The organism is Bradyrhizobium sp. USDA 4538, from assembly GCF_024171045.1.
GTDB classification, from domain to species: domain Bacteria; phylum Pseudomonadota; class Alphaproteobacteria; order Rhizobiales; family Xanthobacteraceae; genus Bradyrhizobium; species Bradyrhizobium australafricanum.
Genome location: NZ_JALJZE010000001.1, coordinates 8382334 through 8407861 on the forward strand (window position 1 = coordinate 8382334; position 25528 = coordinate 8407861).

Here is a 25528-nt window from a genome sequence, read left to right on the forward strand (position 1 = left end):
TATCGTTGACGCATGGCTCAACCTCTCGCACTTACATCCGGCGAGCCCGCAGGCATCGGCCCCGACATCACGCTCGCCGCATGGCTGTGCCGCCGCGAACTCGATCTCCCGCCGTTCTATCTGCTGGGTGACCGCGCCGCGCTTGCCGAACGCGCCAAGACGCTCGGGCTTGCCGTCGAGTTGGCCGAGGTCAGCGCCGCGGAGGCATCCGCGACGTTCGCACGCGCCCTTCCCGTAGTTGCGACCAGCAAGACGGCGACGGCGCGACCGGGCCAGCCCGACGGCACGAGTGCCGATGCGGCGCTGGCATCGATCCGGCAGGCCGTCGCCGATGTCGCCGCCGGCAAGGCCAGCGCCGTCGTCACGAATCCGATCGCCAAGAACGTGCTGTACCGCGCCGGCTTCCGGCATCCCGGCCACACAGAGTTCTTGGCCGAGCTTGCCGCAAGCGGCGGGCGCGCGCCGCAGCCGGTGATGATGCTGTGGTCACCGGCGCTCGCCGTTGTCCCGGTGACGATCCATGTGTCGGTCCGCGAGGCGCTGGCGCAATTGACGACCGACCTGATCGTGTCGACCGCGCGGATCGTGGTCGCGGACATGAAGGCGCGGTTCGGCCTCGCAGCGCCGCGGCTCGCCATTGCCGGCCTCAATCCGCATGCCGGCGAAGACGGCACGCTCGGCATGGAAGACGTCGAGATCGTCGCGCCCGCGGTCGAGATCCTGCGCCGCGACGGCATTGCCGTCCGAGGCCCGCTGCCGGCCGACACCATGTTCCACGCAGCCGCGCGCAAGACCTACGACTGCGCGATCTGCATGTATCACGACCAGGCGCTGATCCCGATCAAGACCGTCGCGTTCGAGGACGCCGTCAACGTCACGCTGGGGCTGCCCTTCATCCGGACCTCGCCCGATCACGGCACCGCATTCGATATCGCCGGCACCGGCAAGGCCAATCCGTCGAGCCTGATCGCCGCCCTCCGGCTCGCCGCGCGCATGGCCGCGGCATCAAGCTAAGTGAGCACGATCGACGATCTGCCGCCGCTGCGCGACGTCATTCGCGAGCATTCGCTGTCGGCGCGCAAATCGCTCGGCCAGAATTTTCTGCTCGATCTCAACCTCACCGCGCGCATTGCCCGCGCCGCGGGCCCGCTGGAAGACTCCACCGTGATCGAGGTCGGCCCCGGTCCCGGCGGCTTGACGCGCGCGCTGCTTGCGCTGGGTGCCAAGCGCGTGATCGCCATCGAGCGCGACGAGCGGGCGCTGGCTGCGCTCGACTATATCGCCAAGCGCTATCCCGGCCGCATCGAGATCGTGCATGGCGACGCGCAGCGCTTTGACCCGCGTCCCTTGCTCGATGGCGCCAAGGCCAAGATCGTCGCCAACCTGCCCTACAACATCGCGACCCAGCTGCTGGTCGACTGGCTGTCGATCGAGCCGTGGCCGCCCTGGTACGACATGATGGTCCTGATGTTCCAGCGCGAGGTCGCCGAGCGCATCGTCGCCCATGAGGACGAGGAGGCGTATGGCCGGCTCGCGGTGCTCGCCAACTGGCGCGCCGAGACCAAGATCCTGTTCGACATCTCGCCCGCGGCCTTCGTGCCGCAACCGAAGGTCACGTCCTCGGTGGTACGATTGATACCGCGCGCCGCGCCCGAGCCGTGCGACCGCCGCATGCTCGAGCAGGTCGCAGCCGCCGCCTTCGGCCAGCGCCGCAAGATGCTGCGCCAGAGTTTGAAATCGCTGTCGGTCGATCCGGCGCGGCTTGCTGCCGCAGCCGATATCGACGCGACACGGCGCGCCGAAACCATTCCGGTCGCGGGCTTTGTTGCCATGGCCCGGGAATTGGCCGATATACGGGCCACAAAATAGAACAACAGGAGAAAACGTAATGGCGCGTATGGTTCGCCAATCCCTCGTCAAATTCGATGCACCGCTGTGCGAAACCATCGTCGACACGCCGAAGCCCCAGGGACGCGAAGTGTTGGTGCGCATCGAGCGCTGCGGCCTGTGCCATTCCGATCTCCACATCCAGGACGGCTACGCCGATCTCGGCGGCGGCAAGAAGCTCGACACCACCCGCGGCATGACCCTGCCCTTCACGCTCGGCCATGAGATCGCGGGCGTGGTCGACGAGGTCGGCCCCGATGCGCCGAAGGATCTGATCGGGACGAAGAAGGCCGTCTTCCCCTGGATCGGCTGCGGCCAGTGCCGCGACTGCCTCGCCGGCGACGAGAATCTCTGCGTCAAGCAGCGCTTCCTCGGCGTCTCGATCGACGGCGGCTTCGCCACCCACGTGCTGGTGCCCGACGCAAAATACCTGCTCGATTACGATCCGCTGCCGGTCAACCAGGCCGCCACCCTGATGTGCTCCGGCGTCACCGCCTATGGCGCGCTGAAGCGCCTCGTCGATCGTCCGCGCCAGCGCAATCTGCTGCTGATCGGCCTCGGCGGCGTCGGCATGATGGGCCTGTCGTTCGCGCAGGCGATGTTCAAGCAGCCGATCACGGTTGCCGATCTCAGCCCCGCGGCGCGCGAGACCGCGCTGAAGAACGGCGCGGCGGCCGCCTATGACCCGGCAGAGCCCGATGTCGTCAAGCGCATGCTGAAGGAGAGCGACGGCGGCTTCGACGGCGTCGTCGACTTTGCCGGCAACGAGAAGTCGATGGCGTTTGCGGTGTCGACGGTCGCGCGCGGCGGCAAGATCGTGGTGTCCGGCCTGATGGGCGGCCAGTTCACGCTGCCGATGGTGCAGTGGGTGTACAAGCGCATGACCATCGAAGGCTTCATGGTCGGCACGCTGGCCGAGGGTCAGGAATTGATGGCGCTCGCGCGCGCCGGCAAGATCAGGCCGACGCCGATGAAGGAAGAGCCGATGGCCGACGTCCAGAAATGGATCGACGAGCTGCGCGCCGGCAAGGTCGTCGGACGCATCATCCTGAAGAACTAGAGCATGATCCGGAAAAGCGTGACGCGGTTTTCCGAAAGATCACGCTGAGACATGACGTGCCGCCGGTGCTGCTATCGCCGGCGGGACGCGGCCGCTCCGATGGAACCTGACGGTCGAACCAAGCCATCGTTCGGTTCATGTTCCGCGGCCTCGGGCTCGCCGCAATTGCGGCACGCCGCGAGCCCCAATTAAGCCCTACCCGTTCCGGATTTGCGGCGCATTGCGACCCAACTCTTTGCCGAGATTGGAATCTCCAGCGTTTGCGTTAAAAAAGAGATACCGGGGACGCGTATGTCAAATCGTTCAGCGAAATTCGCTGCGGCGCTTGCCGCCAGCATCCTGGCCGGCGCCAGTTGCAGCGCCATGGCCCAGACCGCCGCCAATACGGCCAATAGCACCAACACGGCAGACACCTGCCTGTCCGCGCCCAAGGGAACCGCGCCTGCGGGAAGCCACTGGTTCTACCATCTCGATCGCAGCAAGAAGAAGTGCTGGTATCTCGGCGAGGCCAAGAACAAGGCCGCCAAGACGGCGACCACGAGCGCGCAGCCGCCAGCGGCAACCGCGCCCGATACCACAACGGCCGACGCGACGCCGCCACAGAGCCAGCCGACGCCGCAGAGCCAGTCCGCGCCGCAGCAGCCGGCGATGCGCAGATCAGTCGCCGATGCCCATGCCGAATGGCCCTCGCCGCAGGTCGCAGCCGTACCTGCGCCAAGCGCCGACGCCGGCCAGGCCGGCGGAACGGCAGCGACGCCCGACCCGTCAGCCACGCCCGCCGGTACCAGCGCGCAGCCGTCCGATGTGAACGCCAGATGGCTGGATGCATCGAGCATGGCCGGAACCAACGGAACCAGGCGCGCCGCAGACCAGCCGACCGCGGTTGCGCAGGCAGACACGACGCCGCAACCGGCGGCCGCGCCGGTGCCTGCTGCGCCCGCCTCGGCCGAGGCATCCGTCGAGAAGTCACCGTCGTCGACGCAGATGCTGCTGATCGTGATGGTTGGAGCCCTGGCGCTGGCCGGCCTGGTCAGCACGCTGGTGTTCCGGCTGACCCGCAGGCGCTCGGCGCCCTACCAGACCGAGGACGAGTGGCAGGCGCCGTGGGATTCGCTGCACACCGAGCCGGCGCCCCCGATGGCAGTTGTCAGCCGGGACCGTCCGCTGCGGCTGTCCGAGGCCGCGCCGCGCCGCGCCGAGACGCCCGTTCCGCGCCGTGCGGAGACGCCCGCTCCACGCCGTGCGGAAACGCCCGCTCCACGCCGCGCCGAGAAGCCAGCTCCACGTCGCGAGACTACGCGTGATCGGGATCAAAGGGAGCAGGACAACAAGCAGATCGCCGCAATGCTGCAGCGGCTTGCGCGCAGCGCGACGAATTAAGGTCCGCTTAGGAAAAAATGCAACCGGACGTGATGCGGTCGCATCACGTCCGCAACGCGCTACTTCTCGAGCTGACGCTGCAGGCCGCGCACGAATTCGGTAAGGCCGGTGCGGCGCTCGCGCTTGAGGCGCTCGGCCTTCAGGATCGACTGCACCTCGGCAAAGGCATCGTCGACGTTCTGGTTGACGACGATGTAGTCGTATTCCGCCCAATGGCTCAGCTCATGACTGGCACGGCTCATCCGTCCGCGGATGACTTCCTCCGAATCCTGCGCCCGGGTATGCAGCCGCCTCTCGAGATCGGCGGCCGACGGCGGCAGGATGAACACCCGCACCACATCGGCGCTGGCTTTCTGGTGGAGCTGTTGCGTGCCCTGCCAGTCGATATCGAACAGAACATCCTGCCCCACCGCCAGTGCCGCCTCGACCGGCGCGCGCGGCGTGCCGTAGCGGTTGTCGAATACGGTGGCCCATTCGAGCAGTTCACCCTGCTCGACCATCTTTTCGAACTTCTTCTTGTCGACGAAGAAATAGTCGCGGCCCTCGACCTCGCCCGGCCGCATCGCCCGCGTCGTCGCCGACACCGACATCTTCAGGCCCGGCTCGCGCTCCAGCAGCATGCGCGACAGCGTCGTCTTGCCGGCGCCCGACGGCGACGACAGGACGAACATCAGTCCGCGCCGCTCTACGCCGTCAAAACCCTGCGCCGTCATCATTCACTCCAGATTCTGGACCTGTTCGCGGAACTGCTCGACCACGTTCTTCATTTCAAGCCCGGTGTTGGTCAGCTCGACGTCGTTCGACTTCGAGCAGCAGGTGTTCACCTCGCGATTGAATTCCTGGGCGAGGAAGTCGAGTCGGCGCCCGACCGGACCGCCCTTGCCGATCATCTCGCGCGCCTGGGCGATGTGCGAGGCGATGCGGTCGAGCTCCTCGCGGATATCGGCCTTGGTGGCGATCAGGATCGCCTCTTGATTCAAGCGGTCGGCATCGAAGCGGTCGGACGTCTCGAGCAGGGCCGCGATCTGCTCGGCAAGCCGCGCCTTGATCGCCTCGGGCTTGCGGCCGGGAGCGGTCTCGGCGCGCCTGGCGAGCCGTTCGATCTCGTCCATCCGCTGCATCAGGATCTGCCCCAGCGCATCGCCCTCGCGGCGGCGCATCTCGACAAGGCTGCCGAGCGCCTGCTCGAAGGCCATCGCCGCCGCCTCGCGCGCCGCCTTGTCCTCGTCCTCGTTGCTCTCGGGCTCGACCACCTCGATGACGCCCTTGATGCCGAGCAGTCCGTCGATGCTCGGCGCCACCGCGTCGATCCGCTGCGCGAGCGTGCCGGCGACCTTCACCACGGCGGCGAGCACGTCCTCATTGATCCGGATCGTCTGCGCCGCGTCGGTGCGCTTGACGCTGAGATTGGCGTAGACCGTGCCGCGCGACAGCAGCTCGCCGGCCCGCTTCTTGGCAAGCGCTTCCAGTTCGTCCCAGCCCGGCGGAAGCCGCAACCGCAGGTCAAAGCCCTTGGCATTGACCGATTTCAGCTCCCACTCGAACGTATAGGGACCGCTTGCGCCATGGCTTCGGGCAAAGCCAGTCATGCTCGACAGCGCCATCGCGTGAACTCTCCAACAGAAGGATATGGGACTCACCCGGAGCCTGCGAGACTCGTGGGGAGCCGGTGCGACCTTAAAACGGATTCCGTGAAAGTGGAATTACGTTCCACCACCGGAAAATGCAGAGCTACAGCATGATCCGGAAAAGTGTATGGCGGTTTTCCGAAAGATCATGCTCAAACAAGAAGCTAAAGCGCGATGACGATCGCGCTTTAGCGCTGCACCACCGGCGGCGAATTGGTCTGTTGGGCTGCGCCCTGCCGACCGCGCGGCGGCTTCTTTTGATTGGTGGGCTTCGGCGTCGTCGCCGTGGGATTGGTGTCGGCGCCGGGCGTCGCGGCGGCGGGCGCCGGATCATCCGCGGGCTCGACGGTGTCGTTCTGGATCTGCTTTTCCGACGCGCGCAGCTTGGCGACGTTCTTCGCGTGCTGGTCGTAGGTTTCGGTGAAGGCGTGGCCGCCGGTTCCGTCAGCGACGAAGAACAGGTCGCGGGTGCGCGCCGGATTGGCGGTCGCCTCCAGCGAGGCGCGGCCGGGATTGGCGATCGGTCCGGGCGGCAGGCCGTCGATCACATAGGTGTTGTAGGGCGACGGCTGCGTGATTTCGCTGCGCTTGATCGGACGGCCCAGCGTTCCCTTGCCGCCCACCAGTCCGTAGATGATGGTCGGATCGGACTGCAGCTTCATCCGCTGGCGCAGGCGGTTCACGAACACGGCGGCGACGCGGCTGCGCTCGTCGGCGCGGCCGGTTTCCTTCTCGACGATCGAGGCCAGCGTGACCAGTTGGTCCGGCGATTTCAGCGGCGTGTCGGTGTTGCGGCGTTCCCAGATTTCGGCGAGCACGCGCTTCTGCGCCTGCTGCAGGCGCTGGATCACCTGGTCGCGCGTGGTGCCGCGCGGGAATTTGTAGGTCTCCGGCAGCAGCGTGCCCTCGCGCGGGATCTCGCGCACCGAGCCGGTGAAGATGTCGTTGTCGGAGAGCCGCGTCACGATCTGCTCGGAAGTCAGGCCTTCCGGTATCGTGATGGCGTGCTGCACCACCTTGCCGTCGACGATGGTGGCGATGACGTCGCGCAGGCTGGCGTTCTTCTGGAACGAATATTCGCCGGGCTTGAGATCGGAACTTGCCTTCAGCGCGAACACCCCGCCGATGAAGACCCACGGATTGACGTTGATCACGCCCTCACGCGAGAGCACGTCGGCGATGTCACGCTTGCCGGCGCGCGCCGGGATGTTGACGATCTTGTCTTCCTGCAGCGGTCCCGGCGATTCCAGCGCCTGCTTGCCGTAGTAATACGTCGCGCCGGCGCCGATCATCAGGATGATCAGGATGGTGAAGATGGCATTGCCGACGATCACGAAGGGATTGCGGGCGCGATCCGAGCGCTTGGGCGGCGGCGGAAGCTGTTCGGGCTCCAGCGCGGCGCGTGGACTCCTCGGTGAAATGGGCGGCCTCTCACTCATCGATGCAAACCAATATCCTGCCGGTTGAATCGTGGCCGGACAAACCCCTGCCCTGCCAATAGCATACGCCCGCTATTAGGAGTCACCGCGGAATACGGCAAAATGGTGGACTAGTTCTAAAGTCCGGTTCCGATCGAATCGGAACGGGACTTTGGCTTCTCTTTTTCGACGCGTTTCGTTCACGCGAACCGGCACCCACTTCGCTCGAAAACGCTCTAACGACCTACTAATTGGTCACGCGCTGCACGATCACGGAAGCGTTGGTGCCGCCGAAACCGAAGGAATTGGACAGCGCCACATTGACGTCACGCTTGCGCGACGTATGCGGCACAAGATCGATCGCCGTTTGCACCGACGGATTGTCGAGATTGATGGTCGGCGGCACCACGTTATCGCGAATCGCCAGGATCGCGAAGATCGCCTCGATCGCGCCGGCCGCACCGAGCAGATGTCCGGTGGCGGACTTGGTCGACGACATCGAAACCTTCGATGCCGCATTGCCGAGCAGGCGCTCGACCGCGCCGAGCTCGATCTCGTCGCCGACCTGCGTCGAGGTACCGTGCGCATTGATGTAGTCGAGATCGGATGCCGCGAGGCCGGCGCGCTTCAGCGCCATGGTCATGCTGCGGAAGCCGCCATTGCCGTCCGGCGGCGGCGAGGTGATGTGGAAGGCATCGCCCGACAGGCCATAGCCGGTGACTTCGGCATAGATCTTCGCGCCGCGGCGCTTCGCGTGCTCGTATTCCTCCAGCACGAGGACGCCGGCGCCCTCGCCCATCACGAAGCCGTCGCGATCCTTGTCGTACGGCCGCGATGCCTTTTGCGGGGTCTCGTTGAAGCCGGTGGACAGCGCACGCGCCGCGCAGAAGCCGGCGATGCCGATGCGCGAGATCGGCGATTCGGCGCCGCCCGCGACCATCACCTCGGCGTCGCCGAGCGCGATCAGCCGCGCCGCGTCGCCGACCGCATGCGCGCCGGTCGAGCACGCCGTGACCACCGCATGATTGGGTCCCTTCAGGCCGTGCTCGATCGAGACATAGCCGGAGGCCAGATTGATCAGGCGGCCCGGAATGAAGAAGGGAGAGACCCTGCGCGGTCCGCGCTCCTTCAGCAGCACCGCAGTCTCGGCAATGCCGGTGAGGCCGCCGATGCCGGAGCCGATCATCGTGCCGGTGGCGAACTGGTCCTCGTCCGACTTCGGATGCCAGTTGGCATCGTCCAGCGCCTGCTTGGCCGCGCACATCGCATAGACGATGAAGTCGTCGACCTTGCGCTGGTCCTTCGGCTCCATCCACTGATCGGGATTGAAGGTGCCGCCAGTGCCGTCGCCACGCGGAATGTAGCAGGCGACCTGGCTCGGCAGGTCGGACACGTCGAACGTGTCGATCTTCTTGCCGCCGCTGTCTCCGGCGAGGATGCGCGCCCAAGTTGCGTCAACGCCGCAGCCGAGCGGTGTAAGCATGCCCAGCCCCGTGACGACAACTCGTCTCATTTCCACGTCTCCGGCCAGCAATGCGCGGCTGATAATAAGAAGCCGGGGGACCGCTCGATCACGGTCCGTCCGGCCCCGTCAACTTCGCGATCGGCGTCAGCTCTTCGCGTTCTTCTCGAGAAACTTGGTCGCGTCGCCAACGGTCAGAATCGTCTCCGCCGCGTCGTCGGGAATCTCGCAACCGAATTCTTCTTCGAATGCCATCACGAGCTCGACGGTGTCGAGGCTGTCGGCGCCGAGGTCATCGATGAAGCTCGCGCTATCGACCACCTTCTCGGGTTCGACACCAAGGTGCTCGACCACAATCTTCTTAACCCGCTCGCCAATCTCACTCATCGTTCAACCTCGTTGTTCCATTGGACCCGACCCCAAGACGATACGAGCCATCGTGGTCGTCTCGATTACTCAGTCGCGCATAGTCTTGATTCGGCCCGGTCGTAGCCGATTAAAGCCCCGGCGAACGGCAGGCGTCGCCACGCCAATATACAGGGTTTCAAAATCCTGCAATGGCGTTCTTCGCCCATCCACGGGGGCTTCAGCTACCATACTTCCAAAGCCTTGACTACACGCCTGAACCGGCTCCCGAAAACGGCTTTTCGCCGCATTGCGAGAGCCGGCCAGTAGCTCAAATCATAGCCATCCCGCCGTTGACGTGGATCGTCTGTCCGGTGACGTAGGCGGCCTCGTTCGAGGCCAGATAGACCGCCGCGGCGGCGATGTCCTCGGGCGTTCCGAGCCGCGCCGCAGGAACCTTCGCCAGGATGGATTCGCGCTGCTTGTCGTTGAGCGCATCGGTCATCGGCGTCTTGATGAAACCCGGCGCGATGCAATTGGCGGTCACGCCGCGCTTGGCGTATTCGGCGCCCAGCGTCTTGATCAGGCCGATGATGCCGGCCTTCGACGCGGTGTAGTTGCCCTGCCCCGGATTGCCGGTGACGCCGACGATCGAGGTGATCGCGATGATGCGGCCGAAGCGCTTGCGCATCATCAGCTTGGTCGCCGCGCGCGCCAGGCGGAACGTCGCGGTCAGGTTGACAGCGATCACGTCGTCCCAATCCTCGTCGCGCAGCTGCACGAACAGGTTGTCGCGGGTGATGCCGGCGTTGGCGATCAGGATGTCGACCTGCCCCATCGCAGCTTCCGCTGCCGGCACCAGCGCCTCGACATCATCCTTGCTGGAGAGATTGCACGGCAGGACGTGCACGCGCTCGCCGAGCTTGGCCGCGAAGCCGTCCAGCACCTCGCGCCGCGTCCCCGAGATCGCTACCGTCGCGCCCTGCGCATGCAGCGCCTGCGCGATCGCGCCGCCGATGCCGCCGGTTGCGCCCGTGACGAGCGCCGTCTTGCCAGTCAGATCAAACATCGAATTCTCCTTCCGGCTGCTTCAAGCCGAAGCTGCGAGCGCGTCCTTGGCCGCAGCGATATCGTTCGGACCGCCGACGGACACGCCGACCGCGCCGTCGGCAATGCGCTTGACGAGGCCGCTCAGCACCTTGCCGGCGCCGATCTCGAAGAACCGCGTCACGCCGTGCCCTGCCATATAGGCAACCGACTCGCGCCAGCGAACCGTGCCCGTGACCTGTTCGATCAGGCGGCGGCGGATCTCGTCGGGATCGGTGATGGCGGAGGCCAGCACATTGCAGACCAGCGGCGCCGCGGGCGCCCTGATGGTCACGCCGGACAGCGCCTCTGCCATCGCGTCGGCCGCCGGCTGCATCAGCTTGCAATGGAACGGCGCCGACACCGGCAGCAGCATGGCGCGCTTGGCGCCCTTGGTCTTGGCGATTTCGACCGCGCGATCGACGGCGGCCTTGTCGCCGGAGACCACCACCTGGCCGCCGCCATTGTCGTTGGCGGCCTGGCAGACTTGTCCCTGCGCCGCCTCGTTGGCGACCGCCACGGCGGTTTCGTAATCGAGACCGAGCAGTGCGGCCATCGCGCCGACGCCGACCGGCACCGCCTTCTGCATCGCAAGCCCGCGGGTGCGGAGCAGCCGCGCGGTGTCGCTGACGGAGAGGCTTCCGGCGGCGGCCAGCGCCGAATACTCGCCGAGCGAGTGCCCGGCAACAAAGGCCGCGTTGCGGCCGACCGAAAAGCCGGCTTCGCTCTCGAGCACGCGCAATGTGGCGATCGACACCGCCATCAGGGCGGGCTGGGCATTTTCGGTGAGCTGCAATGTCTCGCCGGGACCATCCCAGATGATCGCGGTCAGCTTCTCGCCCAGCGCGGAATCGACCTCGTCGAACACCGCCTTGGCCGCCGGAAAGGCGTCGGCCAGGGCCTTGCCCATGCCAACCGCCTGCGAGCCCTGCCCGGGAAATGTAAATGCTGCCGTCATCGGCGATCCCTACCTTGTTGAGCGTGATCTCCGCGCAGGCGCGTTACGCCTGCCGCAGGGGAAACGGTATCCGCGCCGCGCAAAACGCGCCACAGCGGGTCCAGGCCAATCCCTTGCAACCAAGCCTTGCAACCGGCCCCGGACCGGGCCGTAAGACACTGACGGAGGCGGTGCTGTCAAGCCGCGCCGGAGGAACCCTGGGGATGCCGGTCCGGCTCCGGGCTAGTGTCCCGAATCCGAAGTTCGCATCATTTGCCGCACCTTCGGAGCGAACTTCGGATTCGATAAGGACACTAGCAAACTTATGATTCTAGTGTGCTTTATGAATGCGAAGTTCGTGAAAGTGGCTGCCGCGAAATCGCACGAACTTCGCATTCAGCACACTAGAACCCGCCGGCATTCTGGTCGGCGTTAACCTCGGCGCCGGCCCTCGCCCGGCGTGCGCTGTTGACCAGCTGGCCCGGACGATCCTCGCTGGCGGGCCTGGCGGTCGCCAGCCGCAGCACGGCGGCGTAGCCCGGCTGCACCTCCATCCGATCCGCATAACGGCTTTCGCTGAGGATGCGGTGGACGCGCGGCAGGTTGTAGCAGGGCACGTAGAACAGCAGATGATGCTCGAGGTGATAGTTCACGTAGTACGGCGCGATGAAGAGGCGCTCGAGGACATTGGCCCGCGTGGTGCGGGTGTTGCGCAGGGGATCGGAGCTGTCGGGCACGACGGCGTGTTCGGCAATGTTGCGGATGCGCGTGATCACCATCATCCAGGTCAGCAGCGGCACCAGCCACAACAGCGGATAGGCCCACCACACGCCGGCGGCGGCAAGGCCCGCGAACAGCAGCGCGTTGGTGACGCATTGCGGCCCGAGCTTCTGCCAGAAGTTGGCGGCGCGCCGCGACAACGGCCACTCCTTCGGCCCCATCGCATTGAGCAATTGCGCCTTGCGCTGCTGGTAGCCGGTCTGCCCGGTGATGTCGCGGAAGAACTTTCGGCGGTAGCTCAGCTTCGTGATCGGAAACGGCGCCGACAGCACGAGATCGGGATCATCCTCCTGCTGCGTCCGCGCATGATGCTGCAGATGATAGCGGCGATAGCCGCGGGTCTCCGCGAAGATCGGATAGGCGCAGAACCACTGGCTCAGCGTCAGATTGGTCCTCTCGTCCGCCGACAGACAGCCGTGCGCCCCGTCATGCATCAGGATCGCAAGCCCGAGCTGGCGCGAGCCTATGATCGCAACGGCGAGCAGATAGGTCAGCGGATTGGGCCACCACGCGACCAGCGCGATCGCGCCCAGGATCAGCGCCCAGGCGTGCACGATCAGGGCTGCGCCCTTCCACGTCGTGCGCTCGCGCACCGCGACCAGTTCGTCCTCGGTCAGGAAATCGCGGGCTCGCATGCGAAGCGCGGTCATGAGCTTGTCTCCCGGTCCGTTGAGGATGAAGTGCTGTGATCGCCGACCAGGCGCAGCCGCGTCCCATCATTGGGCGACGTCGAAGTTGATGTCGCCTGCTCGCCGAGCGCGCGCAGCAATTCGCGGCACATTTCCTCGGAGCCGCGGCCCATGGCGAAACCTTCGACGATCACGCCGATCGCGATCGCCCAGAACCGCCGCGAGCTCTCCTCGGGCGCGCGCAGCGACCGCCAGCCATGGCGCTCGACCTGGCCCGCATAGGCGCGCGCGCCCTCGCTGTGCAGGCGTTCGATGGTGCGCTCGACGAGGGGCGCGAGGTCCTGCCGGCGCCGCGTGAGGGTCAAGGCCTCCGCGAAAAAGGCGACCGTGTCGGTCGCGGTCACGGTCTCGGCCAGGGCGTGGGTGTAGTCACGCGGGGTGTGGGCATTCAGGGCGGCCTGCTCGGTCGCGCGCGCGAGATAGAGCATGTCGCGGCTGGCGGCTTCGACGAACAGCGCTTCCTTGGTGCGGAAGTAATAGGTGATCTGGCTCGGAAAGGCGTCGGCGGCCGCGGCGATATCGGAGATCGATGTGCCCGAGAGCCCGCGTTCCTTGAACAGGCGGCTGGCGGCATCGAGCAGCAGCGAGCGCATCTTGCGCCCCGCCGACCGCGTCGCGCGGACCGCGTGCTTCGGATCGGGCGCAGACATGCCGCTGGCGGTCTCCGAACCCATATCTCGTCCTCCCAAAGGTGTTTGTATGATATACAAACAAAGAAATCAACGGGAAATCGCCCGAGGTTGCGTCAAACGGCCTGGAGGGCTACGACGCCTCGCACATCGGGAGGCCGAGACCCCTTGCTTTCGCGGCCAGAATCCGTATAAGCGCGCCATTCGTGGGCTCCGGCCGGGAGCTGAACGGACGGTCTCAGCAAACTCACCCGTTGATTTTGATGTGGCAGGGCCAGTCGGCCCGTCGTCCCGTGCTCCCGCCTTCTGAGCAGCTCGAGTCCTTTCCGAAGGTCTCGAAGGGCTTGTCGCCGGAAACCGCGCCAACACAGGAAAGGACAACCATGCCTCTTTACGAGCATGTTTTTCTCGCGCGTCAGGATGCGAGCACCCAGCAGGTGGATGAACTGACGGCCCAGATGACGGGGATCGTCGAACAGGGCGGCGGCAAGGTCACCAAGACCGAGAGCTGGGGCGTGCGTTCCCTCACCTACCGCATGAACAAGAACCGCAAGGCGCATTTCGTGCTGATGAACATCGACGCACCGTCGGCTGTCGTCACCGAGATCGAGCGCCAGGAGCGGATCAACGAAGACGTCATCCGTTACCTCACCGTGCGCGTTGAAGAGCACGAGGAAGGCCCGTCCGCGATGATGCGCAAGGCCGACCGCGATCGCGAGCGCGATGACCGTGGTGGTGGCTTCCGTGGCGACCGCGAAGGCGGCTTCCGTGGCGACCGCGAGGGTGGTTTCCGTGGCGACCGTGGCCCGCGCCGTCCGCGTGAAGAAGAAGCTGCGACCGAGGAGTAATGAATCATGGCTGATGCTGGTGCCCGCCGTCCGTTTTTCCGCCGTCGCAAGTCCTGCCCGTTCACGGGCGCGAATGCGCCGAAGATCGACTACAAGGATTCCAAGCTGCTGATGCGTTACGTCTCCGAGCGCGGCAAGATCGTGCCGAGCCGCATCACGGCCGTGTCCGCCAAGAAGCAGCGTGAGCTCGCCCGCGCCATCAAGCGCGCGCGCTTCCTCGGCTTGCTGCCTTACGTGATCAGGTAATCGTTTCCGGCCGGCGGCATACGTCGCCGTCCGCTCATTCTCATAAGGCTTCCGGGTCGTCCGGTCGCCGATGGTTGGGGTTCTCGAAGCAGGACCCCTAACCGCTCAAAGGGGGCGGGACAGCTGATGATCGGGATACTCATTGTTGCACTTGCCGCCGGCGCCGCGTCGGCGCTGATGTTCGCCTCGATCAGTTCGGGCGCGCTGATCTCGATATTGCTGTTCTATCTCGCATCGCTGCCGATCATGGTGGCGGCGCTCGGCTGGGGTCCCCTCACCGCCGCTATTGGTGGAGTGGGTGCGGCATCCGTGCTCGGCACGATCTTCGGCCTTCCCTACAGCATCGCGTTTGCCATGATGGTCGCCGTACCCGGCTGGTGGCTCGGCCACCTCGCCCTGCTCGGACGGCCGATCGCAGGCGCAGCCGGCGACAGCGCCAAGCAGCAGCCGCCTGCACTTGAATGGTACCCCGTCGGCCGCATCCTGCTCTGGATTGCAGCCTTCGCCATCATCACCACGACCGTCGCACTGCTCACGCTCGGCACCGATACTGACACGATCACCGGCACGCTGCGGCGTGGCCTGCTCAAGATGCTCAGCGCCGGCGAAGCCCAGCCCAGCGGTGACATCGAACGGCTGGTCGACGCGTTGGTGATCTTCGCGCCGCTCGCGGCGACGGTCATCGCCATGGTGACGCTGACGCTGAACCTCTGGCTCGCCGGCAAGATCACGCAAACCTCCGGGCGACTGAACCGGCCGTGGCCGGATTTCCGCACCACGGCGCTTCCCGCCGTGACTTTGGTCGCGCTGCTGGCGGCTGTCGCCGTCAGCTTCATCGGCGGCATGCTTGCGCTGCTGGCGCAGATCGTCACCGCGGCACTCGTAATCGCCTATGCGCTGGTCGGCTTCGCCGTTCTGCACACCTTGACGCTGTCGCTCACCAATCGCGGCTTCTGGCTCAGTGGCATCTATGCGGTCGTCGTCATGTTCGGCTGGCCGATCGTGGCGATGTTCGCGCTCGGCATCGCCGACGCCGTGTTCGGGCTGCGCCAGCGCTATCTGCAGACAAGACCGCCGCCTTTGCCCACGGCTTGAGATTCGATCCAACCACTTAAACCCGTACTTTGCATCTAAAGGAGAACGAAAATGGAAGTCATTCTGCTCGAACGCGTCGCCAAGCTTGGCCAGATGGGCGAAGTCGTGCGCGTCAAGGACGGGTTCGCCCGCAACTTCTTGCTGAAGCGCGGCAAGGCGTTGCGCGCCACCGAGGCGAACCGCGCCAAGTATGACGGCATGAAGGCCGAGCTCGAGGCCAACAACATCCAGGCCAAGGGCGAAGCCGCCAAGGTCGCCGAGAAGATCGACGGCCGCGACATCGTCATCATCCGCCAGGCCTCCGAATCCGGCCAGCTGTTCGGCTCGGTGACGGTGCGCGACATCGTCGCCGCGCTGGCTGCCGACGGCGTGACGGTGTCGCGCCCGCAGGTCTGGCTCGACTCGCCGATCAAGGTGATCGGCGCGCAGAAGGTGACGATCGCCGTCCACCCCGAGGTCGAGACCAGCGTCACCGTGACGGTCGCCCGCTCCGCCGAAGAGGCCGAGCGGATCAAGCGCGGCGAGGACATCTCGACCCGCCAGGAAGACCAGGACGCTGCCGCCGAGGCGCTCGCCGCCGCCGGCGAATTCTTCGATCCGGAAGCCCAGCAGGACGAGGAAGCCGCGCCGGCTCCGGCCGCCGAAGAGAAGTAAGCTTCTCTCCATCGTCCAACCGACTAAACGCTACGAAGCCCGGCCTCGATCAGGCCGGGCTTTGGATTCGTGCCGCCGCCTTGTCGTCGAGCATGGCGATCGACGCCAATGCGGTCGCGGTGTGCTTCTCCTTGCCGTCGATGACGCAGAACACGTCGGCTGCAACGACGGCGACCTGACGTCCCGGCTTGATCACGCGCGCCCGGCAGATCAGACGATCGCCCGAGGCCGGCGACAGCAGGTTCAGCTTGTATTCCGCCGTCAGCGCCGGCTGGCCGCGCGACGTCGCCGCTGCGATCGTGGTGGCGTTGTCGACCAGAAACGCCGTCACTCCGCCGTGAAACAGGCCATGCTGCTGCAACAGCTCCGGCCGGCGGTCGACCGCGAGCGTGCAGGTGCCGCGCGACAGCTCGGCTACCTCGGCACCGACAAGACCCATGAAGCCCTGCCGGCCGACATTGTCGCGAATTCGCGTCGCGATCGGTGCAAAGTCCGGATCGGTCTCGCTCATGAAGTCTCTCCTGTTCGTTCTGGCGCACCCGGCGCCACCACCGCGCGGACCGCGCAGGCGATCAGCGTCTCGACCTGTTCGCGCGGATCGCCGGTATGGCGGCCCGATAGCCAGGCGCGGCAGAAGATCTGCGCCGGCCCGACGATCTGGCTGAAGAACAGCACGGCGCTCATCGGCAGCAATTCGCCGCGCGCGAGCAGTGGCGCGCGCCAGCGCTCGATGCCATCGGTGAGCCGCGAATTCTCGCTGCGCTGCGCGCCGCGCACCTCCTCGCCCCACTCGCTGCGCGAAATCTCGAACAGGAAGCGCGCCTCGCGCCGGTTGCTCACGACCCAATCGAGATGGGCGTGGATCAGCCGCTCAACGCCCTCGCCCGCCCCGCAGCTGGCGTCGACCGAGCTGATGATGGCGGCGTGATAGGCCTGCAGGATTTCCAGGAACAGGGTGCCGGCGAGCGCCTTCTTCGAGGTGAAGAAGTGGAAGAAGCTGCCGTTGGACGCGCGGGCGCGGGAGCGAATCTCGGCCACCGTCGCGCCCTCAAATCCGTCGCGGTCGAACACCGCCAGTCCCGCTGCCAGCAGATCTTCGCGCGCCGTGCTCAAGTCGTCCTCCTGACTAGATTAACACTCTAGAGCACTGCTCTAATGATGGTCAAACAAATACGCCGGACCTTGCGGCCCGGCGTTGGCGATTACTTCGAGGTCGGAGCTTCCGGCGGGCCGGAGCCTGGCGTCGTGGGCGGTGGCGGCGGCGGCGCCGTCGCAGTCACCGGCGGCGCGGCTGGCGCCGGAGCGGGAGATGCGGCTGCTGCCGGCTCGGACGCCGCAGGCGCAGCCGCGGCAGGCGCCGGCGTGACCTGCGGAACCGGATCGGATCGCACGGCAGCCGGCTCGCCGCCGCCATTGCTCTTGGGCGCGTCGACCTTTGCCGTGTCGGGCTCGGCGGCAGGCTTCGCCGGCTTCTCGGCTTCACCCTTGTCATCATGCCGGGTGGATGTCTTGGGGTCTGTCTTGGGCTCGTCGCTGGTCGCCGCGCCCTTGGGCGTCTCCTCGGACTTCGGCTCCTCGACGGGCTTGCCGCGACGGCCGTGCTTCTGACGCGACGGCTTGCCCTCGCCCAAGGCCTGCGGCGTCTGGCCGTCATCCGGCTTCGCGCCTTCCGGCGTCTCGCTCGGGCGGGCCATCCGCTTGCCGCGGTGAGCTGGACGTCCTTCGGGATTCAAGCCATCGCCATCGGGTTTGGCCCCTTCCTGCGGCGCGGCATCCTGGTGCCGTCGGCGGGCCGGACGCTCGGACGGCTGCTCCGGGGACTGGTTCGCCTCCTGCCTGCCTTCCCTACCGCCCTTAGTCCCCTTGGGCTGATCCTTGGCCTGGTAGCGCGGGTCGTTGGCACCATTCGAAATCAGATAGGAGGCAAGCACGCCGGCCATGTCGCTGGACGTCGTGTAGTGCTGGCGCAGGAAGCCCGGCAGCGAACCGGCCGGGACCGATTTCAGCAGGCCGCGCGGGCTCTTGTGGCAAGCTGTGCAGGTGCTTGCGAAGATCTGGGAGGGGCTCTTGCCGGCCTCGAGGTTTTGCGCCTGCGCCGATACGGCTGACAGGCAGCCAATCAGAAGCGCCACCGTCGCCAGACTGAGGGCTCGGCTCAACATTCCTTAAGTCTCCAGATTCCGGAAAAATCGCCGCCAGCGCCTGATGGATCGGCCGCGGCGGTCACCTTTTAGCCGATTATCGCGCGAATGGAAGCGCGCCCATGACGCATCCACGCAATTGTCACATTTTGGAATATCGGCTTTGACCACAACGCTATAGCGCGATCTAATTCCCTGCCTATCTTGAGGTTGGGGACACATTGGAGTGATCAACTCCGGTGGTGTCGGTGTGCAGCTTGCCGTTCCGTTGGTGTTTCGATGGACCGATTGTTGCGATACTTCTTGGGGCGCTTCATCCGCCGCGGTTCGATCACGTTCACGACCGCGAGCGGCGCTCAGTTCACCTGCGGTGACGGCACGGGCGTACCGGTTGCCGTGCGCTTCATGACGCGAGGGGCTGAACTCCGCGTGCTGGTCGATCCCGAGCTTTATCTCGGCGAAGCCTTCATGGACGGCACGTTCGTGGTGGAGCAAGGCACCGTTGCCGACGTGTTGGCGGTGCTTATGGGTCAGGCAGCCATGCTGCCGAACTTTGCCAGGCTGCAGGCCTGGGTACGCTTCCTCGGACGCCGCGCCCAGCAGATCAATGTGCGCGGCCGATCCAGAAGCAATGTCGCCCGTCATTACGATCTCGACGGCCGCCTCTATTCGCTCTTCCTCGACGCGGACAAGCAATACAGCTGCGCCTATTTCGAGACGCCGGACGCGACGCTGGACGATGCCCAGCTCGCCAAGAAGCGTCACCTCGCCGCAAAACTCCTGATCAAGCCCGGGCACCGCATCCTCGACATCGGTTCCGGCTGGGGTGGCCTTGGGCTCTATCTCGCCGAGATGAGCGACGCCGACGTCACCGGCGTCACGCTGTCGACCGAGCAGCTGCAAATTTCCAACGCCCGGGCGGCGGAGCGGAACCTGGCGCAATCGGCGCGCTTCCTGCTGCAGGACTACCGCGACATCCCCGGGCCGTTCGACCGCATCGTCTCGGTCGGCATGTTCGAGCATGTCGGGGTCGCCTACTATGAAACCTTCTTCGCGCGCTGCGCCGAACTGCTCAGCGACGACGGTGTCATGGTGCTGCATTCGATCGGCCGCTCGACCGGCCCCGACGTCACCAGCCCCTGGATCCGCAAATACATCTTCCCCGGCGGCTACATTCCGGCGCTGTCCGAGGTCATGCCGGCGATCGAGAAGGCCGGATTGCTGATCTGCGACATGGAGATCCTGCGCCTGCACTATGCCGAGACGCTGAAGGCATGGCGCGAGCGCTTCATGGCGCGGCGCGAGGAGGCCGTGCGGCTCTACGACGAGACCTTTGCCCGGATGTGGGAATTCTACCTGGCTGCCTCGGAGATGTCGTTCCGCGTGCAGAATATGATGAACTTCCAGCTCCAGCTCACCAAGCGCCAGGGCATCGTCCCGATAACCCGCGACTATATCGGCGGCGAAGAAGCCCGCCTGCGGCTGAAGGAGGCCGGCGCGGCCAGGCCCCGGCTACAACTGGCCGGCGAATAGGTCTGAAGGAACGGGTTGCGGCTAGTTGCGCAGGCTGTAGGCCGACCCGCAATGGCCAAAGGTCGGCGCCGGACGCGCCAGATGGGCTGCGGCGGTCGAAATCAAGCTGGCATCGCAGGGAACGTTGCGGACCTCGGGACGCGCCGCCTGCTCCATGGCATCGACAAGCGCCGCCAGCCAGCGGCGATCCATGCCATCTGCCCGGCCAAGCCTTGATCGCGCTGTCTGAAACTCTCGAGCCATCGCCGCCGTATCTTGCCTGAGCGTACACAACCCGGAATCCGCCGGGTCGTTCCCGCGAACCTGCCGCAAAAAAAGTGCGGCGCATGTGATCTGCTTCACAGAGGTCTGTCCCGGACTGTCGTAGTGGTCCGGAATGACCCGAGAAACACACCAGACGATGTTGGACCCGCAGCGCGATATCGCGACTGACTACGCCCTAATCGCCACTGGCGTGGTGGCCGCCTTGATCGCGCTGGCCTTCCTCATTCTGGTCTGAGAAATCGACGCCAACAGCCGCCTCGCCTCTCCATGGGTCCGCTCGCCTGGCAAAAGGTTCAGGCGGCGTCCAATTTTTGCCAACGACCGTGCTGATCGGCCGGCTCCCGCCCGGTTTCGGACAAAACCCCAGTCAAGCGGAATGCATCCGGCTGTTTCGGATTCACACCTCGCGTTGTGTGAATCGTGCATAAGAAACATCCGTCCTTTCGCTTCGTGCCGGGCTGGCGCTTCATCGCCGCCCCACAGCCGAAAATCTCAGTAACGACGAAATCAGAAGAATAAGCTCGTCCATGGCCTTGATTGATTCGAACGTCCACAAGCTCGCGCCCGACGCCGCATCCCCGGCCTACCGAAGTGCGCCGCACAACATCGAAGCGGAACAGGGCCTGCTGGGCGCGATCCTGGTCAATAACGACGCCTTCTACCGGGTCTCCGATTTCCTGGAGCCGAAGCACTTCTTCGAAACCATCCATCAGCAAATCTATGAAACCGCCGGAAGCCTGATCCGGATGGGCAAGGTCGCGAACCCCGTGACCTTGAAGACGTTCCTGCCGGCCGAGCTCGACATCGGCGGCATGACGGTCGGCCAGTACCTCGCCCGGCTTGCCGCCGAAGCGACCACCATCATCAACGCGCAGGACTACGGACGCACCGTTTACGATCTCAGCCTGCGCCGCAACCTGATCCAGATCGGCGAGGACATCGTCAACGTCGCCTACGACGCGCCGGTCGACTTCGCGCCGCGCGCCCAGATCGAGGACGCCGAGCGGCAGCTCTACGGCCTTGCTGAAACCGGCCGCTATGATGGCGGCTTCCAGCGCTTCGCACAGGCACTGACGATCGCCGTCGACATGGCGGCGAAGGCGTTCCAGCGCGACGGCAAGCTGTCGGGCATCTCGACCGGTCTGCGCGACCTCGACGCCAAGATGGGCGGCCTGCAGCCGTCCGACCTCATCATCCTCGCCGGCCGTCCCGGCATGGGCAAGACATCGCTCGCCACCAACATCGCCTACAACATCGCCAAAGCCTATGTGCCCGAAGTCCAGGCGGACGGCACCACCAAGGCAGTCAATGGCGGCTGTGTCGGCTTCTTCTCCTGCGAAATGAGCGGCGAACAGCTCGCCACCCGTATTCTCGCCGAGCGCACCGGCATTCCCTCGAGCTCGATCCGTCGCGGCGGCATCTCCGAGCTCGATTTCGAGAAGATCCGCGACTGTTCGATCGAGCTGCAATCGCTGCCCTTCTACGTCGACGAAACCGGCGGTCTCTCGATCTCGCAGCTCACCGCGCGGGCGCGACGGCTCAAGCGCCAGAAGGGCCTCGACCTGATCGTGATCGACTACATCCAGCTGCTGCAAGGCTCGGGCAAACGCGGCAACGACAACCGCGTGCAGGAAATCACCGAGATCACCACCAACCTGAAGGCACTGGCCAAGGAACTGAACGTTCCGATCATCGCGCTGTCGCAGCTGTCGCGTCAGGTCGAAAACCGCGACGACAAGCGGCCGCAGCTGTCCGACCTGCGTGAATCCGGCTCGATCGAGCAGGACGCCGACGTCGTGATCTTCGTCTATCGCGAGGAATACTACCTCGCCAACAAGGAGCCGCGCGCGGGCACGCCGGAATATGAGAAGTGGCAGATGGACATGGACCTTGCCCACGGCAAGGCCGAGGTCATCATCGGCAAGCAGCGACACGGCCCGACCGGCACGGTCGATCTGCACTTCGAGGCCAGCGTCACGCGCTTCGGCGACCTCGCACCCGACGGTCAGGTTCCGGATCACGGCCACTGAGATCCGGACTCGGTTGAACGACGCAGGGCACCCGCGTACAACTGAGCCATGAACATCGTGACTGACGCGAAATCGCAGCTGACATCCGAGGCCAGTTTGCTGGCGGCCCACCCGACCGCCAGCGGTATCCTCACCATCGACCTCGACGCCATCATCGCCAACTGGCGCAAGCTCGAGAAGACCGCGGTGCCGGCCGAATGCGCCGCCGTGGTCAAGGCCAACGCCTATGGCTGCGGCGCCGAGCAGGTTGCGCGGGCGCTGGCCAAGGCCGGCTGCAAGACCTTCTTCGTCGCCAGCGTCGAGGAGGCTGCCGCGGTGCGCGCGGCCGCTCCCGAGGCGACGGTGTATTCGCTCGGCGGCTTCTTCCAGAACACCGGCGACGCCTACGCCAGGATCGACTGCAAGCCGGTGATCGGCGATCTCAACGAGCTCGCCGAATGGGACGTGTTCTGCCGCCGCTCCGGCTGGTCCGGCGGCGCCGGCATCCATATCGACACCGGCATGAACCGGCTGGGGCTCACGGTCAGCGAGGCGCAGGGCATCATCCCGCGGATCAATGCCGGCGACCACGGCATCACGCTGGTCATGAGCCACCTCGCCTCCGCCGAATTGCTCAACAATCCCGCCAACGCCAAGCAGCTTGCGAGCTTCCGCGAGATCGCGAGCCTGTTCACCGGCGTGCCGGCCTCGCTGGCGAATTCTTCCGGCGTGTTTCTCGGCGCGCAATTCCAGTTCGAGATGGTGCGGCCGGGCTGCGCGCTCTATGGCGTCAATCCGACGCCGGAGGCCGACAACCCGATGCAGCAGGTGGTCGATCTCAAGGCGCGCATCGTGCAGATCCGCAACATCGACCGCGGCGAGACCGTCGGCTATGGCGGCACCTGGACCGCGCGCCGGCCGACCCGGCTTGCGATCGTCGCCGCCGGCTATGCCGACGGCTATTTCCGCGCCGCCAGCGCCAATGACGGCACCCGCGGCGCCGAGGTCGTGGTCGCCGGCAAGCGCTGCCCGATCGCCGGCCGCGTCTCGATGGACCTGATCGCGGTCGATGTCACCGACCTCGACAAGAATGCCGTGCGGCGCGGCCACATGGTGACGCTGATCGGCGAAGGCATCACAGTCGACGAGGTCGCGCATCATTTCGGCACCATCGGCTATGAGGTGTTGACCAGTCTCGGCCGCCGCTTCGTGCGCATCTACAAGGGCGGCGATGCCGTCGCCGCGAGAAGCGACGCGGTCGCCGAGACGAGCGAGCCGGCTGCCACGCCCGCAGCACCGCCAGCCTTGCCAACAGCAGCGCCCGCTGCGCCGCCGCCACTGCCGGCCGCCGAGCCAACAGCGACGTCCACCTGACATGATCAAGGTTCGCGATTGCCGGTGCGCATGAAGATCGCGACCTTCAACATCAACAACGTCAACCGCCGCCTGCCCAACCTGTTGCGCTGGCTGAAATCGGCCAGGCCCGACATCGTCAGTCTGCAGGAGCTGAAGGCCAGCGACGCCGAGTTTCCCGCGGCCGTGATCGAGCAGGCCGGCTACGGCGCGGTGTGGCAGGGACAGAAGACCTGGAACGGCGTCGCCATCCTCGCGCGCAAGGCCGAGCCGGTGCTGATCCGCACCGCCCTGCCCGGCGATGCCGGCGATCACGAAGCGCGCTACATCGAGGCCGCGGTGCGCGGCATCGTCGTCACCAGCCTCTATCTGCCGAACGGCAATCCGCAGCCCGGGCCGAAATTCGATTACAAGCTCGCCTGGTTCAAGCGGCTGCGCGCCCATGCCGCCAAGCTGCTCAAAGAGGACGTCCCGGTGGTGCTCGCCGGCGACTACAATGTCGCGCCGACACCCTTCGACATCTACCCGACGCGGTCCTGGGACAAGGATGCGCTGATCCAGCCGAAGAGCCGCGCCGCCTTCAAGGCGCTGGTCGATCAGGGCTGGTGCGATGCGATCCGCACCCTGCATCCGGACGCGCCGATGTTCACCTTCTGGGACTACAAGCGCCAGCGCTGGCCACGCGATGCAGGCCTGCGGCTCGATCATCTCCTGCTCAGCCCCGCAGTGGCGCCGCGGCTTGTGAAAGCCGGCGTCGACCGCGCCATCCGCGGCGAAGACGGCGCCAGCGATCACGCGCCGGCGTGGGTGGTGCTGAGGTGATGGTTTTGCGTGTTGCGCGGTCCGTGAGTCATACCTCCGCATTCTCGCGACATGATTTGTTCAAGTCTTGCTGCGCTGCGCACGATGACGTGTCGATGGTTCGGCGGCGCCCTTGCGCCGTCTCGAACCATGAGGCCACACTGAGCCCCTCCCCGGGACACGCATTCAGCATGGCTCGGGATCACCTCACCGGAGCGCGCAGGTGGGCTTCCTCTTCGTCCTCATCGTCGGCCTGGTCGCCGGCACCATTTCCGGCATAGTCGGCACCGGCTCGTCGATCATGCTGATGCCGGTGCTGGTCTATCAGTACGGACCGAAGCAGGCGGTGCCGATCATGGCCGTCGCCGCGGTGATGGCCAATCTGTCGCGCATCCTCGCCTGGTGGCGCGAGGTCGACTGGCGTGCCTGCATCGCCTACTCGATCACGGGCATTCCGGCCGCCGCGCTCGGCGCGCGCACCCTGCTCGCGCTGCCGTCGCGCGCGGTCGATATCGCGATCGGCGTATTCCTGATCGCGATGGTGCCGGTGCGGCACTGGCTGGCGCGGCACAGGCTGAGAGCCAATCTCTGGCATCTCGCAATCGGCGGCGCGCTCATCGGCTACCTCACCGGCATCGTGGCCTCGACCGGTCCGCTCAGCGTGCCGCTGTTCCTGTTCTACGGTCTCAGCAAGGGCGCGTTCCTCGCCACTGAAGCCGCAAGCTCGCTCGGGCTCTATGTCAGCAAGTCGGTGACGTTCGAGCGTTTCGGCGCGCTGACGCCGGACATCGCGCTGAAGGGTCTGATCGCCGGCGCCTCGCTGATGGCCGGCGCCTTCATCGCCAAGCGCTTCGTGCTGCAGCTGAAGCCGGAGTCGTTCCGCCTGATCATGGACGGCATCATGCTGGCGGCGGGCACGGCGCTGTTGTGGTCTGCAATGACGCAGTAAAATTCCGACATCGACCAGGCCATGGGCAAACGGATTTCACCGTGACGAACACCAACATTCTCCCGATGGTGTCGTAATTCTACGGGGCTTTGCGCATCGGGTGGCGTGTACCCCGAAAGAGTTTTGTTGAGCGCTCACCTTCCGTTGTTATCCGGATTGCCATCGTCCGGCCGCTGCGTTTATGACAATCTCATTACTTGCACTTGATCGTTTGCGGAAAAGAACTTTGCTCCAGCAGGCATCACAGGGTTGATCGACGACCCGGATGCGAGTCCCGAGAGTTCAGACGACGAGGTTCAGCGACACATGGCGTGCAGATCGGGCGCAGAGCCCG

Annotated in this window: 27 protein-coding genes; 14 read left to right on the forward strand and 13 right to left on the reverse strand. The window is 65.7% G+C overall.

Annotation, left to right across the window (positions count from 1 at the left end):
* The first annotated feature begins 12 nt into the window (after positions 1 to 12).
* The 4 genes from pdxA to J2R78_RS38700 all read left to right on the forward strand — a co-directional run bounded on the left by pdxA (position 13) and on the right by J2R78_RS38700 (position 4327).
* The gene (gene pdxA, locus J2R78_RS38685) at positions 13 to 1014 is read left to right on the forward strand and encodes a 4-hydroxythreonine-4-phosphate dehydrogenase PdxA (protein WP_253608915.1); all 1002 of its coding nucleotides are present in this window, start codon (positions 13 to 15) and stop codon (positions 1012 to 1014) included.
* Positions 1015 to 1869 carry a 16S rRNA (adenine(1518)-N(6)/adenine(1519)-N(6))-dimethyltransferase RsmA gene (gene rsmA, locus J2R78_RS38690; RefSeq protein WP_057019884.1) on the forward strand — a complete coding sequence of 285 codons (855 nt, stop codon included), beginning with the start codon at positions 1015 to 1017 and terminating at the stop codon, positions 1867 to 1869. It begins immediately after the preceding gene.
* Between the two features lie 19 nt (positions 1870 to 1888).
* A complete protein-coding gene (locus tag J2R78_RS38695; protein WP_253608916.1) occupies positions 1889 to 2947 on the forward strand; it encodes an alcohol dehydrogenase in 1059 nt (352 codons plus the stop codon).
* A gap of 291 nt (positions 2948 to 3238) precedes the next feature.
* Positions 3239 to 4327 carry a hypothetical protein gene (locus J2R78_RS38700; protein WP_253608917.1) on the forward strand — a complete coding sequence of 363 codons (1089 nt, stop codon included), beginning with the start codon at positions 3239 to 3241 and terminating at the stop codon, positions 4325 to 4327.
* Positions 4328 to 4386: 59 nt separating this feature from the next.
* Here J2R78_RS38700 and gmk read toward each other — a convergent pair whose 3' ends face one another.
* The 9 genes from gmk to J2R78_RS38745 all read right to left on the reverse strand — a co-directional run bounded on the left by gmk (position 4387) and on the right by J2R78_RS38745 (position 13346).
* Positions 4387 to 5040: a guanylate kinase gene (gene gmk / locus J2R78_RS38705; RefSeq protein ID WP_253610024.1), complete on the reverse strand. Its 654-nt coding sequence runs from the start codon at positions 5038 to 5040 to the stop codon at positions 4387 to 4389.
* A 3-nt stretch (positions 5041 to 5043) separates the two neighbouring features.
* On the reverse strand, positions 5044 to 5931 hold the full coding sequence (locus J2R78_RS38710; protein ID WP_028344801.1) for a YicC/YloC family endoribonuclease: 888 nt from the start codon (positions 5929 to 5931) through the stop codon (positions 5044 to 5046).
* A 212-nt stretch (positions 5932 to 6143) separates the two neighbouring features.
* Positions 6144 to 7394 carry an endolytic transglycosylase MltG gene (mltG, locus tag J2R78_RS38715; protein WP_076831963.1) on the reverse strand — a complete coding sequence of 417 codons (1251 nt, stop codon included), beginning with the start codon at positions 7392 to 7394 and terminating at the stop codon, positions 6144 to 6146.
* A 226-nt stretch (positions 7395 to 7620) separates the two neighbouring features.
* Complete coding sequence (gene fabF, locus J2R78_RS38720; protein WP_253608918.1) at positions 7621 to 8886, reverse strand: beta-ketoacyl-ACP synthase II; 1266 nt, start codon at positions 8884 to 8886, stop codon at positions 7621 to 7623.
* A gap of 96 nt (positions 8887 to 8982) precedes the next feature.
* On the reverse strand, positions 8983 to 9222 hold the full coding sequence (locus J2R78_RS38725; RefSeq protein WP_002716125.1) for an acyl carrier protein: 240 nt from the start codon (positions 9220 to 9222) through the stop codon (positions 8983 to 8985).
* Between the two features lie 289 nt (positions 9223 to 9511).
* Positions 9512 to 10249 carry a 3-oxoacyl-[acyl-carrier-protein] reductase gene (fabG, locus tag J2R78_RS38730; protein ID WP_076831958.1) on the reverse strand — a complete coding sequence of 246 codons (738 nt, stop codon included), beginning with the start codon at positions 10247 to 10249 and terminating at the stop codon, positions 9512 to 9514.
* A 21-nt stretch (positions 10250 to 10270) separates the two neighbouring features.
* Positions 10271 to 11224 (reverse strand): ACP S-malonyltransferase, encoded by a 954-nt coding sequence (gene fabD, locus J2R78_RS38735; protein WP_253608919.1) that lies wholly within the window; start codon positions 11222 to 11224, stop codon positions 10271 to 10273.
* 383 nt (positions 11225 to 11607) lie between these two features.
* Positions 11608 to 12633, reverse strand: a complete 1026-nt coding sequence (locus J2R78_RS38740; protein WP_253608920.1) for a fatty acid desaturase family protein — start codon at positions 12631 to 12633, stop codon at positions 11608 to 11610.
* Positions 12630 to 13346, reverse strand: a complete 717-nt coding sequence (locus tag J2R78_RS38745; protein WP_253608921.1) for a TetR/AcrR family transcriptional regulator C-terminal domain-containing protein — start codon at positions 13344 to 13346, stop codon at positions 12630 to 12632. The genes J2R78_RS38740 and J2R78_RS38745 overlap by 4 nt, the downstream gene beginning before the upstream one ends.
* A 338-nt stretch (positions 13347 to 13684) precedes the next feature.
* Here J2R78_RS38745 and rpsF point away from each other — a divergent pair, with 338 nt between their 5' ends.
* The 4 genes from rpsF to rplI all read left to right on the forward strand — a co-directional run bounded on the left by rpsF (position 13685) and on the right by rplI (position 16144).
* Positions 13685 to 14149 carry a 30S ribosomal protein S6 gene (gene rpsF / locus J2R78_RS38750; RefSeq protein WP_029083529.1) on the forward strand — a complete coding sequence of 155 codons (465 nt, stop codon included), beginning with the start codon at positions 13685 to 13687 and terminating at the stop codon, positions 14147 to 14149.
* Between the two features lie 6 nt (positions 14150 to 14155).
* Positions 14156 to 14395, forward strand: a complete 240-nt coding sequence (rpsR, locus tag J2R78_RS38755) for a 30S ribosomal protein S18 (protein ID WP_016844287.1) — start codon at positions 14156 to 14158, stop codon at positions 14393 to 14395.
* A gap of 126 nt (positions 14396 to 14521) precedes the next feature.
* Positions 14522 to 15490, forward strand: a complete 969-nt coding sequence (locus J2R78_RS38760) for a hypothetical protein (RefSeq protein ID WP_253608922.1) — start codon at positions 14522 to 14524, stop codon at positions 15488 to 15490.
* A 51-nt stretch (positions 15491 to 15541) separates the two neighbouring features.
* The gene (gene rplI / locus J2R78_RS38765) at positions 15542 to 16144 is read left to right on the forward strand and encodes a 50S ribosomal protein L9 (RefSeq protein WP_168856970.1); all 603 of its coding nucleotides are present in this window, start codon (positions 15542 to 15544) and stop codon (positions 16142 to 16144) included.
* Between the two features lie 49 nt (positions 16145 to 16193).
* On the opposite strand, the gene J2R78_RS38770 is transcribed toward rplI, so the two are convergent.
* The 3 genes from J2R78_RS38770 to J2R78_RS38780 form a co-directional block, all read right to left on the reverse strand.
* Positions 16194 to 16655 carry a PaaI family thioesterase gene (locus tag J2R78_RS38770; RefSeq protein WP_028344793.1) on the reverse strand — a complete coding sequence of 154 codons (462 nt, stop codon included), beginning with the start codon at positions 16653 to 16655 and terminating at the stop codon, positions 16194 to 16196.
* The gene (locus tag J2R78_RS38775; protein WP_057019874.1) at positions 16652 to 17257 is read right to left on the reverse strand and encodes a TetR/AcrR family transcriptional regulator; all 606 of its coding nucleotides are present in this window, start codon (positions 17255 to 17257) and stop codon (positions 16652 to 16654) included. The genes J2R78_RS38770 and J2R78_RS38775 overlap by 4 nt, the downstream gene beginning before the upstream one ends.
* 89 nt (positions 17258 to 17346) lie before the next feature.
* Positions 17347 to 18306, reverse strand: coding sequence for a hypothetical protein (locus J2R78_RS38780; protein WP_253608923.1), 960 nt, complete (start codon positions 18304 to 18306; stop codon positions 17347 to 17349).
* 258 nt (positions 18307 to 18564) lie between these two features.
* Between J2R78_RS38780 and J2R78_RS38785 the strand changes: the two genes are divergently transcribed.
* Positions 18565 to 19818 carry a cyclopropane-fatty-acyl-phospholipid synthase family protein gene (locus J2R78_RS38785; protein ID WP_253608924.1) on the forward strand — a complete coding sequence of 418 codons (1254 nt, stop codon included), beginning with the start codon at positions 18565 to 18567 and terminating at the stop codon, positions 19816 to 19818.
* A 21-nt stretch (positions 19819 to 19839) separates the two neighbouring features.
* Here the strand turns inward: J2R78_RS38785 and J2R78_RS38790 are convergent, their stop codons facing one another.
* Positions 19840 to 20010, reverse strand: coding sequence for a hypothetical protein (locus J2R78_RS38790; protein ID WP_253608925.1), 171 nt, complete (start codon positions 20008 to 20010; stop codon positions 19840 to 19842).
* A gap of 184 nt (positions 20011 to 20194) precedes the next feature.
* On the opposite strand from J2R78_RS38790, the gene J2R78_RS44860 reads away from it, so the two are divergent.
* The 5 genes from J2R78_RS44860 to J2R78_RS38810 all read left to right on the forward strand — a co-directional run bounded on the left by J2R78_RS44860 (position 20195) and on the right by J2R78_RS38810 (position 25194).
* Complete coding sequence (locus J2R78_RS44860; protein WP_256520498.1) at positions 20195 to 20317, forward strand: hypothetical protein; 123 nt, start codon at positions 20195 to 20197, stop codon at positions 20315 to 20317.
* A 292-nt stretch (positions 20318 to 20609) separates the two neighbouring features.
* Positions 20610 to 22112, forward strand: coding sequence for a replicative DNA helicase (locus J2R78_RS38795; protein ID WP_057019871.1), 1503 nt, complete (start codon positions 20610 to 20612; stop codon positions 22110 to 22112).
* Positions 22113 to 22160: 48 nt separating this feature from the next.
* Entirely contained in the window at positions 22161 to 23465 is a 1305-nt protein-coding gene (gene alr / locus J2R78_RS38800; RefSeq protein WP_057019870.1) for an alanine racemase, read from the forward strand.
* A gap of 30 nt (positions 23466 to 23495) precedes the next feature.
* Positions 23496 to 24266 (forward strand): exodeoxyribonuclease III, encoded by a 771-nt coding sequence (locus J2R78_RS38805; RefSeq protein WP_253610025.1) that lies wholly within the window; start codon positions 23496 to 23498, stop codon positions 24264 to 24266.
* A 202-nt stretch (positions 24267 to 24468) separates the two neighbouring features.
* A complete protein-coding gene (locus tag J2R78_RS38810) occupies positions 24469 to 25194 on the forward strand; it encodes a TSUP family transporter (protein WP_253608926.1) in 726 nt (241 codons plus the stop codon).
* The last annotated feature ends 334 nt before the right edge of the window (positions 25195 to 25528 follow it).